This is a genomic window from Rhodobacteraceae bacterium LMO-JJ12, from assembly GCA_021555075.1.
In the GTDB taxonomy this organism is placed as follows: Bacteria; Pseudomonadota; Alphaproteobacteria; order Rhodobacterales; family Rhodobacteraceae; genus JAKGBX01.
Genome location: JAKGBX010000001.1, coordinates 1,589,445 through 1,604,500, shown reverse-complemented (window position 1 = coordinate 1,604,500; position 15,056 = coordinate 1,589,445). Strand labels below are relative to the sequence as shown.

Annotated in this window: 17 protein-coding genes; 4 read left to right on the top strand and 13 right to left on the bottom strand. The window is 57.9% G+C overall.

The window, feature by feature from the left end; translation table 11 throughout:
* Window positions 1-126 precede the first annotated feature (126 nt).
* Window positions 127-984 (bottom strand): SDR family oxidoreductase, encoded by an 858-nt coding sequence (locus tag LZG00_07685; GenBank protein MCF3593879.1) that lies wholly within the window; start codon window positions 982-984, stop codon window positions 127-129.
* Between the two features lie 130 nt (window positions 985-1,114).
* Here LZG00_07685 and LZG00_07680 point away from each other — a divergent pair, with 130 nt between their 5' ends.
* Complete coding sequence (locus LZG00_07680) at window positions 1,115-1,708, top strand: TetR/AcrR family transcriptional regulator (GenBank protein ID MCF3593878.1); 594 nt, start codon at window positions 1,115-1,117, stop codon at window positions 1,706-1,708.
* A 137-nt stretch (window positions 1,709-1,845) separates the two neighbouring features.
* On the opposite strand, the gene LZG00_07675 is transcribed toward LZG00_07680, so the two are convergent.
* From LZG00_07675 to LZG00_07620, 12 genes are all read right to left on the bottom strand, one after another.
* Window positions 1,846-3,111: an NAD(P)/FAD-dependent oxidoreductase gene (locus LZG00_07675; GenBank protein ID MCF3593877.1), complete on the bottom strand. Its 1,266-nt coding sequence runs from the start codon at window positions 3,109-3,111 to the stop codon at window positions 1,846-1,848.
* A 42-nt stretch (window positions 3,112-3,153) separates the two neighbouring features.
* Window positions 3,154-3,849 carry a c-type cytochrome gene (locus tag LZG00_07670; GenBank protein ID MCF3593876.1) on the bottom strand — a complete coding sequence of 232 codons (696 nt, stop codon included), beginning with the start codon at window positions 3,847-3,849 and terminating at the stop codon, window positions 3,154-3,156.
* Window positions 3,850-4,085: 236 nt separating this feature from the next.
* Window positions 4,086-5,165 (bottom strand): c-type cytochrome, encoded by a 1,080-nt coding sequence (locus LZG00_07665; GenBank protein MCF3593875.1) that lies wholly within the window; start codon window positions 5,163-5,165, stop codon window positions 4,086-4,088.
* Entirely contained in the window at window positions 5,149-6,423 is a 1,275-nt protein-coding gene (gene soxC / locus LZG00_07660) for a sulfite dehydrogenase (protein MCF3593874.1), read from the bottom strand. The genes LZG00_07665 and soxC overlap by 17 nt, the downstream gene beginning before the upstream one ends.
* 226 nt (window positions 6,424-6,649) lie before the next feature.
* On the bottom strand, window positions 6,650-7,189 hold the full coding sequence (locus LZG00_07655) for a hypothetical protein (GenBank protein MCF3593873.1): 540 nt from the start codon (window positions 7,187-7,189) through the stop codon (window positions 6,650-6,652).
* 177 nt (window positions 7,190-7,366) lie between these two features.
* Complete coding sequence (gene soxB / locus LZG00_07650) at window positions 7,367-9,064, bottom strand: thiosulfohydrolase SoxB (GenBank protein ID MCF3593872.1); 1,698 nt, start codon at window positions 9,062-9,064, stop codon at window positions 7,367-7,369.
* Window positions 9,065-9,266: 202 nt separating this feature from the next.
* Window positions 9,267-10,118 (bottom strand): sulfur oxidation c-type cytochrome SoxA, encoded by an 852-nt coding sequence (gene soxA / locus LZG00_07645; GenBank protein ID MCF3593871.1) that lies wholly within the window; start codon window positions 10,116-10,118, stop codon window positions 9,267-9,269.
* A gap of 69 nt (window positions 10,119-10,187) precedes the next feature.
* The gene (gene soxZ, locus LZG00_07640; GenBank protein MCF3593870.1) at window positions 10,188-10,517 is read right to left on the bottom strand and encodes a thiosulfate oxidation carrier complex protein SoxZ; all 330 of its coding nucleotides are present in this window, start codon (window positions 10,515-10,517) and stop codon (window positions 10,188-10,190) included.
* Between the two features lie 18 nt (window positions 10,518-10,535).
* Window positions 10,536-10,961, bottom strand: a complete 426-nt coding sequence (gene soxY, locus LZG00_07635; GenBank protein MCF3593869.1) for a thiosulfate oxidation carrier protein SoxY — start codon at window positions 10,959-10,961, stop codon at window positions 10,536-10,538.
* A 52-nt stretch (window positions 10,962-11,013) separates the two neighbouring features.
* Entirely contained in the window at window positions 11,014-11,481 is a 468-nt protein-coding gene (gene soxX, locus LZG00_07630) for a sulfur oxidation c-type cytochrome SoxX (GenBank protein ID MCF3593868.1), read from the bottom strand.
* A 134-nt stretch (window positions 11,482-11,615) separates the two neighbouring features.
* Window positions 11,616-12,197: a thioredoxin family protein gene (locus LZG00_07625; protein ID MCF3593867.1), complete on the bottom strand. Its 582-nt coding sequence runs from the start codon at window positions 12,195-12,197 to the stop codon at window positions 11,616-11,618.
* A gap of 14 nt (window positions 12,198-12,211) precedes the next feature.
* Entirely contained in the window at window positions 12,212-12,949 is a 738-nt protein-coding gene (locus tag LZG00_07620; protein ID MCF3593866.1) for a cytochrome c biogenesis protein CcdA, read from the bottom strand.
* Between the two features lie 78 nt (window positions 12,950-13,027).
* Between LZG00_07620 and LZG00_07615 the strand changes: the two genes are divergently transcribed.
* From LZG00_07615 to LZG00_07605, 3 genes are all read left to right on the top strand, one after another.
* A complete protein-coding gene (locus LZG00_07615) occupies window positions 13,028-13,426 on the top strand; it encodes a thioredoxin family protein (GenBank protein MCF3593865.1) in 399 nt (132 codons plus the stop codon).
* Window positions 13,427-13,537: 111 nt separating this feature from the next.
* Window positions 13,538-13,879, top strand: coding sequence for a metalloregulator ArsR/SmtB family transcription factor (locus LZG00_07610; GenBank protein MCF3593864.1), 342 nt, complete (start codon window positions 13,538-13,540; stop codon window positions 13,877-13,879).
* Window positions 13,880-13,978: 99 nt separating this feature from the next.
* Entirely contained in the window at window positions 13,979-15,037 is a 1,059-nt protein-coding gene (locus LZG00_07605; GenBank protein ID MCF3593863.1) for a YeeE/YedE family protein, read from the top strand.
* Window positions 15,038-15,056 lie beyond the last annotated feature (19 nt).

Here is a 15,056-nt window from a genome sequence, read left to right as displayed (position 1 = left end):
TTCTGCGTTGGTAGGGGAGGAGTGGCGGTCGGGTATGCGGACAAAGCGCCCTTTCGCTGCGCTCTGTCCGAAAGGCTGGTCTCGTTGTTCGGCTCTGTCTTTGGGCCAGCTCCTATAGGGGCCACTTCAGCTCAGAAACTGTTCTATCACCGCTGCTTGCTGCCGTTCGCCCTTCGGATCAAGCCCGGTCTTGAGACGGGTAAAGTCCTCGCCCCATTTTGACGTGCGGGTGCGGATCGGCGGGGTTTCAGCTTCCATACACTGCATCACCACTGCGGCAACTTCGTCGGCAGTCTGGTAGATGTCCTCCCCGCCCTGACGGTTCTGAGCGCCGCCGATGTATTTTTGCAGGATGGGCAAATACTCGTCCTCCAGCATGCCGCCAGTGTCCTCCACCTGTTTCAACACGTTGTTGGCGAATTCGGACTGGATGCCGCCGGGTTCAACGGTGGTAAAGTTGATCCCGAAATTTGGCGTAACATAAGACGCCAACGCCTCGGAATATCCCTCAACGGCGAATTTGGCGGCGCAATAGATCTCGTTGAACGGCTGCCCGACCAAACCACCAACGGAGGATATCGTGATGACATGGCCAGAGCGCGCTTTGCGCATATGGGGTATGACCGCCTTGGTGCACCGCACTACGCCCATAAAGTTCACGTCCATCACCCAGTCAATTTCGTCTTCGCTAGCTTGCTCGGTCGTGCGTACAAAACCCGCGCCCGCATTGTTGACCAGCGTGTCGATGCGGCCCTCTGCGTCGATGACGGTGTCCACAGCGGCATTAACGGAGGCAGCGTCCTGCACGTCGAGCTGCAAAATACGCACCGAAACGCCAGCCTTAGAGGCAGCGGCTTCAAGGCCGTCTTTCTTGGCGAGATTGCGCATAGTCGCATAAACTGTGTGACCCGCTTGCGCGGCCTGAACCGCAAGGCTGATACCAAGGCCGGTTGAGGTGCCGGTGATGAGGACGACTTTAGACATGTGGGACATTCCCTTCGTTTGGGTTATAAATGAGCATGTGCTCACTTCGATATAATGAGCACATGCTCATTGTCAATTCCCGCGAGCTTAGGTTAACTTGGCCAAGACCCAATCAGAGATGGAGAGCCCCTTGGCGCGAACAAAATCCGGCGACAAACCAAAGGCCATACGCGCGGCGACAATTGAAGAGGTCGCGAAAGTTGGCTCAACCGCCGTCTCTGTCAATAAAATCGCAAAACGGGCGAAACTGTCTGTTGGAACGCTCTACCGGTACCATGAAACAAAGGATGATTTGCTGTTTTGGGTCTACAAGCAGGTGAAATCAGATATCCACGATGCGATGATGACAGCGGCGCGCGAGAAGGACGGGGCAACCGAACGTTTGCGCGCGATGTGGTTTGCACTAGTGGAGTATGGCCTCACTGTCCCCAAAGACTTCCAGTTTACTGAAATGATGTCCGCCGAAATTCGCACCGCCTTTCAGGAGGATATGCTGCTTAACAAAATGGGAAGCGAGATTCTTGCCGAGATCCAAATGGGGATAGACAGCCAAGTGCTGGTCCAAGCGCCCGTCAAAACCCTTGAGATCATTCTCGCCTCCCCTGCCATCACACTTGCCCGTCGGGCCTCGACAGGTGGTGCGCAAATGGAAAGGTGCGAATTGAACCGCGTGTTCGATCTGGTATGGCGCGGCATCGCGCGGGTAGAGCCAAATGAGCGGTAGCGGCGTACCAAAAACAGACATTCATGCAGATCGCAGCATCTGGCACTTTGGGCTCAAACCCGCCATTCCCCACCCCCCCCACGATAAAGGGCGGCACCTACGCACCGCCCTCCCCATTCCTGCCTATAACACTCCGATCAGCCGAAGATGTCGCTGGTGATCCCCTCATACCAACCCAGTGATTCCTCATAGGTGGCCTTGCGCATCGCCGCATCTTCGCCGACCGCGCTGATAAAGCCTTCCACCTCGGCGATCTTGTCGTCCATTGCCTCATAGGTCGCGCCCACCTTGACGCCATTCTCGCTCCCGAGAAGGCTCCAGCAAGTGTTTGAGAACTTGGCCGGAAACACTTTCGACCCGGTCAGCGCGCCGCGCACTGCCATGGCGCAAACCTTGGCCTGGCTGTTGGCCGAGAAGCCCGATTTCGGCATGTCGCCCTGATTAGAGGAATCGCCCAGAACATGGACATTCTCATCCACACGGCTCTGCATCGTGTGCCCGTCAACAGGTGCCCAATTGCCTTCGTTAACGCCGGCCAGTTCACAGATCCGCCCCGCTTTTTGTGCCGGGATCACATTGCAAACATCGACATGCACAACCTCGCCGTCGATATCCACCGTCATGTCATCGGCGTTCACACTTACCTTGTCACCGCCGAAATCCGGGCCTAACCATTCAACCATGCCAGCGTAATGCGTGTCCCAGGCCTCGCGAAACAGCCCCTCTTTCGAGAATTTGGGCTTGGGATCGGCCACCAGAATCTTCGCCGTCGGATTTATCTCCTTGAGGCGATGCGCCACCATCGAAACCCGCTCATATGGCCCCGGAGGACAGCGATACGGATTGGGCGGCGCCACCATGCAGAAGGTACCCCCCTCCGGCATCGCCTCGACCTGCGCCTTCAGCAGTTCTGATTGCGACCCTGCCTTATAAGCATGTGGCATCTTGTTTTGCGCGCTCACGTCCCATCCCGGCACGGCGCCATCGACAAAATCAATCCCCGGGCTCAGAACCAACCGATCATAGGGCAGTACTGCCCCCCCCGCCAACGTCACGGTGCGCGCCGCGCGGTCCACCCCCACGGCCCAGTCATGCACGACGTTCACGCCCTGTTTGGCCAACGCACCATAGGAATGCCCAAGCGAGCTGATCTCGCGGAAGCCCCCGATATAGAGGTTTGAGAAGAAGCAGGTGTAATACATCCGCGTCGGCTCGATCAGCGTCACATCAATCTCGGTGTTGCTGTCCTTGGCGATATAGCGCGCCGCCGTGGCCCCGCCAGCACCGCCGCCGATCACTATGACGCGTGGCTTACCATCGCTTGCCGCGCGCACATGCGGCGCACTCAGCACAGCTGCCGCCGCAGCCCCGGTGCCAATAAAGGCTCGTCTGTTCAATGTCATGTCATTTCCTCCCTTCGGGTTTTCGTTACGTCCTGCGCCGGATCACTCCAGCCTCCCAAAATACGCGGCCAAGGCTGCGATCTCTTCGTCCGTCAAGCGCCCGGCCATCATCTGCATGACCGGATGCGGGCGAACCTTTGTCTTGTAAGCGTGCAGCGCGATGATGAAATCTTCCTCGGGCCAAGAAATAATCGACGGAATTCCATCATATTCACCGTCCCGCTGATGACAGGTGGTGCATTCATTGGCCAAGTATTCGCCATACTCCGGATCACCCACCAACTTCAGAATTTCAGGCGGCAATTCCACCTCTCGCTTGCGCGCGGTCGGCGACGCCTCGGGGATGTTTTGTGGACTGTCGGAAAAGCGGCGCAGATAGGCCAGCACATCGTCGCGCTCATCCTTGTCTGCCATCCCGTCAAAATTCATCCGCGTATCGCTGACCAGAGCTTTGGGATTTTCCAGATAGGCATCCAGCTTGTCGAGTTGCCAGACAAGCCCGAAATTGCCTTCACGGATCAACCCGCGGGAATAGCTGAAATCTTCAACCGATCCCGCCCTACGACCGAAAATACCGTTAAGATGCGGCCCAATCGCATTCTCGGCCCCCGCGCCCACCTCATGACAGGCTGCGCAAATCTCAAACAGAATCTCACCCGCTTGCGCATCTCCAATCGGCGTGGCTTTTGCATCCGCCCTTGCACCCGACGCGACAAGCAAACTAGCCGCCAGCAACATCACTGCCCGCAACGCGCTGGCAGCAATCCGCCGCTTCGCCCCGCTCACAATGCGACGCCGTGTTTGGAGAAGATGGGCCGGGATGCCGCAGTCTGATAGGGCAAACGTCTCCGTCCCCCCTACGCCCTTCAACGCTTCGCGACGCACACGCGCCATACGCCATCCTCCCTTTTCATGCCATGACTCCCCATCATGGCAAAACGGAAGCGCGCGCTTTGTTATATTCGCGCCTTCCCCTACTCGGGAAAGGACTTCAGATATTCTGTCACGGCTTGAATATCTTCATCCTTTTTCAATCCAACAAACGACATCTTGGTCTTTTTGACGAAATCGCGTGGTTTTCTAAGAAATTCGGCCATATTGCCTTCGTCCCAGATCGTCCCGTCTTCCGCCATCGTCCTTAGTGTCGCTGAATATTTGAAACCGTCAATAGACGCCATGTCGCGGCCAATCACGCCGTTCAGTTCTGGCCCGGTGCGGTTTTTGGCCCCCTCTCCCACCTGATGACAGGCTTTGCACTTCTTGAAGACCTTCTCACCCGCCTTCACCAACTCAGGGTCCAACGCCGTCTCCTGCGCAACCTCAGGCTCCGGCGCGGTCTCAGCCTCGCTTGCCTCCGGCTGCTCGCCAGCCTCTTCGGTCGCCAGTTTGGCTTCACGCGCCTTGCGGGCTTCCCCGTCCTCGGGTGTGACGTCAATTATCGCGGCCCGCGCCGTAATCTTCACGTCGGCCTTGCAATTCTGCATGCAAATCTCGGGCGCGGTGAAACTCTCCAACTCGCCCCCGTCAGCCCCACGATCATCGAGAAAGAAGTTCTCCTCATTGGGTAGCTTTTGGTCGGTAAAATTCGCGCGGCTCAGCACGAAATCCTCGTCAACCAGATCGTTGACATACAAAAGATACGCAACAATCGCATAGGTCTCATCCGCCTCAAGGCTCTGCGCCTCACCAAACGGCATGGCGCGATGCACGTAGTCAAAAACCGTGCTCAGATAGGGCCAATATGACCCAATCGTCTTGACCGGGCGCATATCCTCCAAGGTGCCTTGCCCCCCGGCCAGAACCGGCCACCGGTCCACCGCCTCGCCAAAATCGCCATGACAGACGGCGCATTTCTCGGCAAAAATCTCTTCGCCGTCCAGAACCGATCCCTCGCCCTCCGGCAGGCCCATCCCATCCGGGCGCACATCAATATCCCACGCCGCAATCTCGTCAGGCGTCGCCGCCCGGCCAAGCCCCAACGGCCCCGCCAGAACTGGCGATGCAACGCTCAAAACCACCGCGGACACAGCTAAAACATTAAGAAATCTCGACATTTTCCGCCTCCCCATGGCTGTTGACGGCCCAGGTCTGAATCCCGTTGTTGTGATAGATCGAATTGCTGCCGCGAAACTTGCGCAACGCCTCCTTGGTGGGCTGCACATACCCAGTGCTGTCATGTGCACGACTTTGCAGCAGTAACGGTTTCCCGTCCCACTCAAACTCGAAATAAAACCGGTGCATCGCCTTATCCAAAGACGGCCCACTGATGCGCGCCTTATGCCAATTCACACCACCATCGAGCGTCACATCCACCTGCGGGATCGTGCCCCGCCCGCTCCACGCCACACCCGTCAGAACCGTCGGCCCCGACCCATGCGTGATCGGCGCTTGCGGGCTCGGGTTGGTGATGACCGATTTGGCATCCATCTCCCAGGTAAAGCGTCGCGCTTTTCCATTTTCCAACAGATCAGTATATTTACTGGTCTCCTCGCGCTGCTGCCAAGGCTGATCCCCCACCTCAAGGCGGCGCAACCACTTGATCCACATGTTGCCTTCCCAACCGGGAACGACCAACCGCACAGGATACCCCTGCTCAGGGCGCAACGCCTCGCCGTTCATTTTCCAGGCCACAAGACAATCATCCAGCGCCTTTTCCATCGGAATCGAACGCGTCATCGCGCTGGCATCCGCGCCTTCCGCCAACAACCATTTGCCGCTCGGCTTCACACCGGCCTCGTCCAGCAGATGGCGCAGCTTCACGCCAGTATACATCACGTTGTGGATCATCCCGTGGGTGAACTGACAGCCATTCAGCTGGCTTCCGCGCCATTCCATGCCCGTATTGGCCGCACATTCGAGGAAGAATACCTGGTTCTCACGCGGAAACCGCATCAGATCCTCCATCGTAAACACCAGCGGCTGATCGACCAGCCCGTGAATCATCAAGCGATGATCACCCGGCGCAATCTGCGCCGCCCCGCCGTGATGACGCTCAAAACACAAACCATTGGGCGTAATAATCCCATCCAACTCATGCAGCGGCGTGAAATTGATCGAACTGATCGGATCAGCGGTCAGCCAATCCACCGTGCGCCGCTTCACATGCGCCTCATACTGCGACGGGCTGCCATAGGGGGCCGCGTCCACACCATCTCCCAGCTCACTGGTCCAAGGCTGCACTTGCGTAATCAGCGGATCACCCGCCGCACGCGCCGCCGCAACGCCAGCCCCCGCCAACGTGCCACCTGCGGCCGCCGCGCCCTTCAAAAACGCGCGCCTTGAGGGCTTTGCGCCCTTCAGCTCGGTTGTCATTGGTAATTCCCCTCCTCACGCTTTAACAAATTCATGCTATTGAATTTAACATGGAAAGAAAACCTTCATATTCACGTTAACGAATAAAAAATTCGTGTTGCGCGCCCCGTCGCGACTTCACACAATTACAGCCACCGGCGCACAAGACACCCGCGCACGTCGCCTACGACATGAATGCAATATTCAGAGCAATCTCACCACGCCACGGTCCACCGCCTATCGCGCGTCAGTCTTCGCCAAAAAGCGCCGCACAATTGGCCGGATGCAGCAGGAACAACTTGTCATCAAGCCCCGGAACCAAGGGCTCCATCTCGCCGCCTTCCCCGTCAAAATCGCCGCACCCCCGCATCGCCAGAAATCCAACGTATTCAAGATCAAACAGAACATCACCCTTGTTGCGCGCCCGGCGCAGCATAAAGCCGCCCCCATCGCATTCGACATGACAGGCCACGCCCTCGGGCTTGTTCCAGCAGACACCGGCCTCCCCGCCCATTTCGCCCTCTCCCCGGCGCAGGGCGTCATAGCCAAAGCTGTATTGGCCGTTCGGATCATCATAAACGTGATAGGACACCGAAAGCCGAAGCTCGCGCACCTTCTGATCCGGGTGCGCCGCCAGATGCTCATCCGAATACACCCGCTGCCAGCACGCGGTCGCGCCATGTTCCTTCTCCACCAGGTCCTCAAGTTGAAGTGAATTTGCGCCCGATGCTGCGGGCATCAATGCGACCCCCAAAAAACCAACAAACCCTGCAATCAAATGTCTCATTCTATGCCTCCGTCAAAAAAATCTCTCGCATTTCCGCGATCGAGTTTGGCGCAAACCGTCCCGATTGTCTCGCAGTTCCAAGTTCTCACAAACCCTCAAGATGAAAAAGGCCCCCCAATACTCCGGAGGGCCGCTTGTCTATCCTTCAAAGGCTCGGATCACCCCGACCTGCAACACTTACCCGCCAACAACCTGCACCGAGTTATTCGGTTCCAGCGTCACAGTGCCCAGCTTGGAAATATGGTTTTCAATCACATCCCAGATCTGCGGCCCCTCAGTGCCCTCATTCACCGAGGCCCACCCGGCCACAACATAACTCTTGGCTGCGTCGATCTTCTCACCGGTCTTCAAAAGCGTCAGATCGCTGATCCTCTCCCCCTGCGGCTTGGTAACATCAATCCGATAGCCAAGCCCGCCAACGCGCACCATATCCCCCCCCTGCTGATAATAAGGGTCCGGGTTGAACAGATTGTCGGCCACATCTTCCAGGATCACATGGATAAACTCACCCGTCATCTCACTGCGATAGGCCTCACCATAGCTCATCGAACACACGTTCCAGATATCTTCGCGGGTGATGTCATCCCCCGGCAACAGGCTCGGCCCCCAGCGCACACCGGGGCTCATCGCAATATCCGCCTCGCGCTCGGAAATCAGCGCATTACAAATCAGATCATCCCACGTCCCATTGAAATTGCCGCGCCGATAAAGCACCTCGTCGGTGGTGCCTATCACTTCAGTAAGCTTGTCCTCATAAGGCGCGCGCTGTGCGTCAATCACCTTGGCCACCTCGGAATCCGGCGTGATCACATCGGCAAAAATCGGGATCAGCTTGTGTCGAATGCCCATCATCCGCCCGTCACGCACATCCAGATCAATGCGACTGACAAATTTGCCGTTGCTGCCCGACGCAATCACATAGGTCTGCCCCACCTGCACAGGCTCGGGCAATGCATCATGGGTATGCCCGCTCAGGATCACGTCGATGCCCTGCACCCGCGCGGCCATCTGCTTGTCCACGTCAAACCCGTTGTGGGACAGCAAAACCACACATTCCGCCCCCTGCGCGCGCACCTCATCCACCATCGCCTGCATATTCGCTTCGCGGATGCCAAAGGAATACTCGGGAAACATCCAGCGCGGATTGGCAATCGGCATATAAGGAAACGCCTGCCCGATCACGGCAACCTTCACGCCGCCCCGCTCAAAGAACTTATAAGGCTTGAACAGCTCCGCCGGCTCATCCCACTCCGCATCGAAAATATTCTGCCCCAGCGCCGCAAACGGCAGCCCCTGAACAATCTCGTTCACCCGCTCTGAGCCCAGCGTGAATTCCCAATGGAACGTCATCGCATCGGGCTTCAAGGCATTCATCACATTGACCATGTCCTGCCCTTGGGTGTGATGACAGGTATACGACCCATGCCATGTATCACCCCCATCCAGCAGCAACGCATCAGGCCGATCCGCCCGAATGGCATTGACCACGGTGGCCACCCGATCCAACCCGCCAACCCGGCCATAACTCTTCGCCAGCGCCTCAAAATCCTCATAACTCAACGCATAAGCCGCCGCCGAGCCATCCTCGATCCCATACAACTTGCGAAAATCGGCCCCCGTGACATGCGGCACCTGCCCTTTGGCGGCCCCCACCCCCAGATTGATCTGGGGCTCGCGGAAATAGATCGGCTTCAACTGCGCATGGATATCAGTGACATGGATCAGGCTCAGGTTTCCGAACGTGTCAAATTCCAACAACTGGTCCTGCGTCAGCGCCTGCTGCGCCGCCAGCCGCGCCCAATTGCTGAACCCCGACGACCCCAAGAGCGCCGATGCCGCCATCGACACCTGAAGAAAATCTCGCCGTGAAATCATGTCACTTCTCCACATTGCACGAAAGACGCCAAGGCCCAAACCCGGCGCCCCTCTTCATCTTGCTGAAAATATCCCGGGGGGTGTCACAAAAATCTTTGAGTTTTGTGACCGGGGGGCAGCGCCCCCCGCCTTGATCGAGTTTGTCACAAGACCCAAAATGTCTTGTGACCTGTCGGGCCACCCAAAGCAGCCCGATCCATTGTTAGTTACGCACCGAAGGCCCTTCAACCGAAAGCCCGTTACCGCGCGACGCGACATACATCTCCAGCGCCACAAACTCGGGGCTGCCCGGATTGAACGTCTCGGCCCGCGTGTCACGAATGCAGCCCTTGAACCGCGAATGTGCGCCGTTCAGCTTGGTGTTCTTCAACCGGTAGGTGGGAAAACCGTTGATCTGACCCTGGCTCAGATGGTCCGCCCGGATCATATTGCCATTGTTGTCTTCATGACAATTGGCACAGCTCAATTCCAGCTGACCAAAACGGGTATAATAGATTTCCTTACCCTTCTCCCAGGTTTCGCGCCCCGGTCCGTCTATTGCCACATTCATCGGCAACCCACGCGACACCGAACTCAACAGAGCCTCCATTGCGATCGACCCACCCTTGTCGGTTTTCCAGGCCTCGGCACCCATCCGGTTCACCCGGCAATCATCAACCTGCATCTGCAAGGTGAAAACTTCACCGGCCGCCTCATTCCACTTGGGATATGTCGGCTTCACCCCGGCCATGTCCTCGGGCGCGCCATGACAATCGGCACAGGATTTCCCCTCCGACCCCTCGGCGGTGTTCCAGGTCTTGATCGCTTTCTCGACATCAATCATGCCAGGATTGTCGAAATCGTCCATTTCCATCGCCTGCGTTTCATCCGAACGGAAATGCCACCCCGACATCACCTCGTCGAGCGCCCCCTCAAGATGTTCTGGCGCTTTGGTCTTGGTGACCATCTCGATCTCTTCATTGATCACCAGCTTGTCATCGTCCGGGTCCGCAGCCCCAAGAGTCGGCAAAGCCATGGCGAGGGCAGTGATGAAAGATACTGTCTTGATATTCATAACGTTTTCCTCCCTGTTTCGCGGTGGCGCGCCCTTCTTTGGCGGGGCGCGCATCCATTCGCGCAGCACTCAGCCGATCTTGACCGACTTGCTTTCCTCGTAAACCGACCCATCGTCGTCATACCAGGCGAACTTGAAGTCTCCCGCTTCCGGCACCACCGCTTCGAATTCGAAATACGGGTTGGTCGAAATCGACGGCTCCATCGCCACATCAATGATGTTCTTGCCGTTAAAGTCACAGGTAAAGCGGTTGATGATCGACCGAGGGATCACATTCCCGTCCTTATCCTTGCGCTGGCCCGATTCCATCGTGTGGCTGATCAGGGTTTTCAGCGTAACCACCTCACCGGCGGCGGCTGATTTGGGCGCTTTCACGCGGGGTTTTACACCATCTGCCATGTCTTGAATCCTCTCGCTTTAGCCGCCGCAGCCGCCAATGGTGACTTTTACGGTTTGCGCGGCCTTGGCAAAGCTGCCGTCCGCCATCTTGGCAATCGCCATAACATCCTGCGTCCCCGCAAGCCGGATCCGCGTCGAGGCCGATTGGCTCCCTGCCAGCTCACCAAAATTGAAGGTGGCCACATTCGGATTGGGATTGCCCGCCGCAATGATCAGAACCGAAACGGCCCCCGGCGCATCAAAACCCACCGGAACGGTGTTGCCATTCTCGGCAATTTCCGGCGCAGACAGCGTCACACCGCCCTCGCCAATATCTGCCCCACCGGTGAAGCCGGCAATCACCTCATCGGCTGTCGCCGCCGCAAAGGCCGCGCGCATCGGCAGCATGGTCAGGGCAACAGCACCGGCTCCGAGCGCCAGCGTATCGCGTCGTGAGAAGCTCATGTATCTCTCCTTAAGCTCAATAGTCTCATCGGGGTGGCGCACCGCGCACCGCTCACTCTTTGAGCGTGCTCAAAAACGCCACCAGATCTTCGATTTGCTGGGCCTCCAGCAGTGGCGCAAACGTGTCGTCTGCCGCCTTGCCGCTATAAGCATTGCCCGGACGAATGAAACCGTCCACCTTGTAATAGGCTGGCATGACAGTGCCCTCGAACGTCATCTTCGAGTTTGCCAGGATGCCGCGCAGCCTAGCTTCGTCATAGCGGTCGCCGACCCCGTCAAGCTCCGGGCCAACATTGCCTGGAAACGCCACATCGACCGACGAGATCAGATGGCAGGCCACGCAATTACCCATTTTCTTGGAGGCATAGACCTTTTCGCCCATTGCCGGATCGCCCGGCGTGCCAGTCAGCGACGCTGCGACGCTGCCTTCATCAAAGACAACATCCCCCGGCGCAACATCTGCGGCAAATGCGGCACCAGCGCTCAGCACAGCCGCGATTGTCAGTGTGGTTAACCTCATGTTTCCTCCCTTCGCTACCTTCTTATTTTTTTCAGGTTAGCTCTCTATACTTTGTAGTTTACATGATCACGAAAACGCAACAACAAATTCATAAATCTGAATTTTCAAATAAGTTACTCACGTAACTTTCTTGCTCAATTTCCGCCCCTGGCTTGTCGTTCCTTAATCATTCTGGCGTGATAACGTTGGAAATCTTCCCCATCATCAAGCTCATAGCGTTTTTCGTTGACCCAGGTGAACATGTCCGTCGTGGTCTGAATACCAAACGCACCGGGCATCACCGCCACGGTTGCCCCATTGGCCGTCACCCCCTCGGGCACCTCCTCGGGAAAGAACATCAGCGTCGGGGTAAACAGAATCCCCCACTTGCGCATCAGGGCCGATTGCTCGGCCTCCTCGCCGTCAAAATCCACCGCCGCATCATTGCCGTGCAGGTTCATCTGCACCACAAAATAGTTATCCTCGATGTATTGGCTCAACGCCGGGTCGGAAAAGACCTCCTCATGCATCTTGGCGCAATAGATACAGCCGCGCTGCTCGATCAACACCACCAGCCGCTTGCCCTCGGCGGTGGCCTCCTCCAGATCCTCGCGCAGATCCTTGAACGTGTCGCGCATCCACGGCGCCTTGTGTAGCCCGTCATCGCCCATCTCTGCGCCAAATCCCGCCCCGACAAACCCGAGCAACAGCGCAACCGCCAAAACGATTCTCTTCATGTCTTCTCCTCCCGTTACCCAAGCTTGCCAAAGCTCGGGAATGTCTCAATCATCCAATTCGAAATCACGTTCACCGTATCGGTTGCGATCAGAATGGCAAACACGATCAGCATCACCCCCATCGCCTTCTCAACGTAGGCCATCTTCGCACGGTGCCGCGCCAACCATCCCAGAAACGGGCGCGCAAACATCGCCGCCACAACAAACGGCGCAGTCATGCCCAGCCCGAACGCGGCCAGCAGTAACGCCCCCTTGCTGATATCGCCCATACCGCTGGCAATCATCAGAATCGACGCCAGAACCGGCCCGACGCAGGCGGTCCAGCCAAAGCCAAACGCAAGCCCCATAAGGTAGGCCCCAAACACCGTGCTCGGGTCTGCCTTGCTCTCCATTCGTGCCTCTCGCATCAAGAACCCGATGCGGATCACGCCCAGAAAATGCAACCCAAAGACAAAGATCACCGCCGCCGCGATATACGCCAACCAATCTTTCCACTGCGCAAAAGTCTGCCCAAGGGCCGTCGCGCCCATTCCCATCAGCATGAAGATCGTCGTCACCCCCAGCGCGAACATCAGCGCCGAAATAACCAACCTGCGCGCCGCTCCGGGGGCAATTTCGCCATCCCCCCTCAACTCCGCCATGCTGATCCCCGCCATATAGCTCAGATAGAAAGGCACCATCGGCAGGATACAGGGGGTGAAAAAAGCGGCAAACCCTGCAAAAAGAGCGCCGAAATAGGTGATATCAAACATAGTGCGGCGTCTCGTCTCTTGAGAAATTCACATATTCAAATTATACTTGAGAATGAACTTTGGTCAATCGGGTTACAAATGCTCAAACGCGCCGCCCTTTCGCTTTTTCTCTTGCTACCGCTGGTATTTGCAGGGCCGCTCACCGCTGGTGAACTGGTTATGGTCGAGCAACAGGGATGCGCCTATTGCATCACCTGGAAGCGTGAAATCGGCCCGATTTACCCCAAAACAGACGAGGGCATTTTTGCCCCCCTGCGCATGATCGACATCGACGATCCTGTGCCCGCTGACCTCACTTTCGCGCGCAAGGTGGTCTATACCCCCACTTTCATCCTGATCGAAAACGGCACCGAAGTGGCCCGAATCGAAGGCTACCCGGGCGAAGATTTCTTCTGGGGTCTGCTGGGCATGATGCTCAAAACCAAAACCAGTTACGAGGGCGGCACTGCAACAGGCGCGCAAAACAGCAATGGTTGACCGTCACGCGTAATTGCATCAAAACATTGCACGAAATCGCGCGATAACATCCAAACCGAACCCAAAACGAACAAGGTGCACCTAACGCGCCAATTGCAAAGGCTAACGAACATGGGGCTACCCGTCTTTGACGATGACCTGACCGAGGCAGAGCTTGACCGCTTCGTCGCCAATGCCACAGAGGCATCGAACTTTCTCAAAACCGTGAGCCACGAAGGCCGGTTGATGATCCTGTGCCATCTGGTCTCGGGCGAAAAATCCGTGACCGAACTCGAAGAACTGCTTTCGGCCCGTCAGGCAGCGGTCAGCCAACAGCTCTCGCGTCTGCGCCTCGAAGGGCTGGTGATCCCGCGGCGCGACGGCAAGGCAATCTATTACCGCTTGGCCGATGACCGCCCCAAGCGTATCCTGGAACTGGTTTACGAGTTGTTCTGCGACGCTGACGACAAATAATCGGCAGGCTGGTCCACAAGCCGGTCTCCAACGGTTTCTCGGCCGCGCACAAGTCGGCTTGGGCCAAAAGCAATCTGATCGGGGAGGATCAGAGGCGCGATGCTTGATCTAGTGGGGGACAACACCTTCGTGGCGCTCGTCGGCCTTCTGGGCGGCGTCATTCTTGGGCTGGCCGCGCGCCTCGGGCGGTTCTGCACCATGGGCGCCATCGAAGACCTGCTTTATGGCGGCTCGGATATCCGCATGCGCATGTGGATACTGGCGATCGGCGTCGCAATCATGGGCAGCTTCACCCTCACCGGCCTCGGCTGGCTTGCACCGGAACAAAGCTTCTACCTCTCGATCCGCTGGATGCCGCTGGCCTCGATCCTCGGCGGGCTGATGTTTGGCTATGGCATGGCATTGGCGGGCAATTGCGGCTACGGCTCGATCGCGCGGCTTGGCGGCGGCGACATGCGCGCCTTCGTGATTGTGCTGGTGATGGGCCTCTCGGCCTATATGGTGCTCTCCGGTCCCTTTGCAGGCCTGCGCAACTGGCTGTTCTTTCAACAGGATGTCACCAACGACACGCCCCCCGGCTTCGCCCATGCTCTGGCGGCCTGGACCGGCTGGCCGCTCTCAACCATCGGCGTCACCATCGGTGCCGCAATCAGCCTCGCCGCCCTGGCCTCGCGCCCGTTGCTGGCACGCCCCGCTGCGGTGTTCTGGGCCGTGATGGTGGGGCTTGCCGTCATCTCGGGCTGGGCCGGATCGGCCTATGTGGTCAGCCACGGCTACGCGCCGGTGCCGCTGGTCTCACACTCCTTTGCCGCGCCGGTGGGCGAAACCCTGCTCTACGCCATGACCTCCTCGGCGCGGGTGCCAAGCTTTGCCGTCGGCTCGATCCTCGGCGTGGCCCTCGGCGCCTTCGCAGGGTCCCTGATCAAGGGGCATTTCCGCTGGGAAGCCTGCGAAGACCCACGCGAGCTGCGCCGCCAGATCATCGGCGCCGCCCTGATGGGGGCGGGCGCGGTGATCGCCATGGGCTGCACCGTGGGCCAGGGCATCTCGGCCTTCTCGTTGCTCAGCTTCTCGGCCCCTGTCACCTTCCTTGCCATCTTCATCGGAGCAGGCATCGGCCTGCGCCAGCTGATCGAAGGGTTTCAACCGGCACAGTAACCCTTGCGAAAAACCACTC

What these genes read in the sequence shown, in the direction of transcription:
- LZG00_07685 (MCF3593879.1), bottom strand. Translation starts at nt 984, where the DNA reads ATGTCTAAAGTCGTCCTCATCACCGGCACCTCAACCGGCCTTGGTATC.
- LZG00_07675 (MCF3593877.1), bottom strand. Translation starts at nt 3,111, where the DNA reads ATGACATTGAACAGACGAGCCTTTATTGGCACCGGGGCTGCGGCGGCA.
- LZG00_07670 (MCF3593876.1), bottom strand. Translation starts at nt 3,849, where the DNA reads ATGTTGCTGGCGGCTAGTTTGCTTGTCGCGTCGGGTGCAAGGGCGGAT.
- LZG00_07665 (MCF3593875.1), bottom strand. Translation starts at nt 5,165, where the DNA reads ATGTCGAGATTTCTTAATGTTTTAGCTGTGTCCGCGGTGGTTTTGAGC.
- soxC (MCF3593874.1), bottom strand. Translation starts at nt 6,423, where the DNA reads ATGACAACCGAGCTGAAGGGCGCAAAGCCCTCAAGGCGCGCGTTTTTG.
- LZG00_07655 (MCF3593873.1), bottom strand. Translation starts at nt 7,189, where the DNA reads ATGAGACATTTGATTGCAGGGTTTGTTGGTTTTTTGGGGGTCGCATTG.
- soxB (MCF3593872.1), bottom strand. Translation starts at nt 9,064, where the DNA reads ATGATTTCACGGCGAGATTTTCTTCAGGTGTCGATGGCGGCATCGGCG.
- soxA (MCF3593871.1), bottom strand. Translation starts at nt 10,118, where the DNA reads ATGAATATCAAGACAGTATCTTTCATCACTGCCCTCGCCATGGCTTTG.
- soxZ (MCF3593870.1), bottom strand. Translation starts at nt 10,517, where the DNA reads ATGGCAGATGGTGTAAAACCCCGCGTGAAAGCGCCCAAATCAGCCGCC.
- soxY (MCF3593869.1), bottom strand. Translation starts at nt 10,961, where the DNA reads ATGAGCTTCTCACGACGCGATACGCTGGCGCTCGGAGCCGGTGCTGTT.
- soxX (MCF3593868.1), bottom strand. Translation starts at nt 11,481, where the DNA reads ATGAGGTTAACCACACTGACAATCGCGGCTGTGCTGAGCGCTGGTGCC.
- LZG00_07625 (MCF3593867.1), bottom strand. Translation starts at nt 12,197, where the DNA reads ATGAAGAGAATCGTTTTGGCGGTTGCGCTGTTGCTCGGGTTTGTCGGG.
- LZG00_07620 (MCF3593866.1), bottom strand. Translation starts at nt 12,949, where the DNA reads ATGTTTGATATCACCTATTTCGGCGCTCTTTTTGCAGGGTTTGCCGCT.
- LZG00_07615 (MCF3593865.1), top strand. Translation starts at nt 13,028, where the DNA reads ATGCTCAAACGCGCCGCCCTTTCGCTTTTTCTCTTGCTACCGCTGGTA.
- LZG00_07610 (MCF3593864.1), top strand. Translation starts at nt 13,538, where the DNA reads ATGGGGCTACCCGTCTTTGACGATGACCTGACCGAGGCAGAGCTTGAC.
- LZG00_07605 (MCF3593863.1), top strand. Translation starts at nt 13,979, where the DNA reads ATGCTTGATCTAGTGGGGGACAACACCTTCGTGGCGCTCGTCGGCCTT.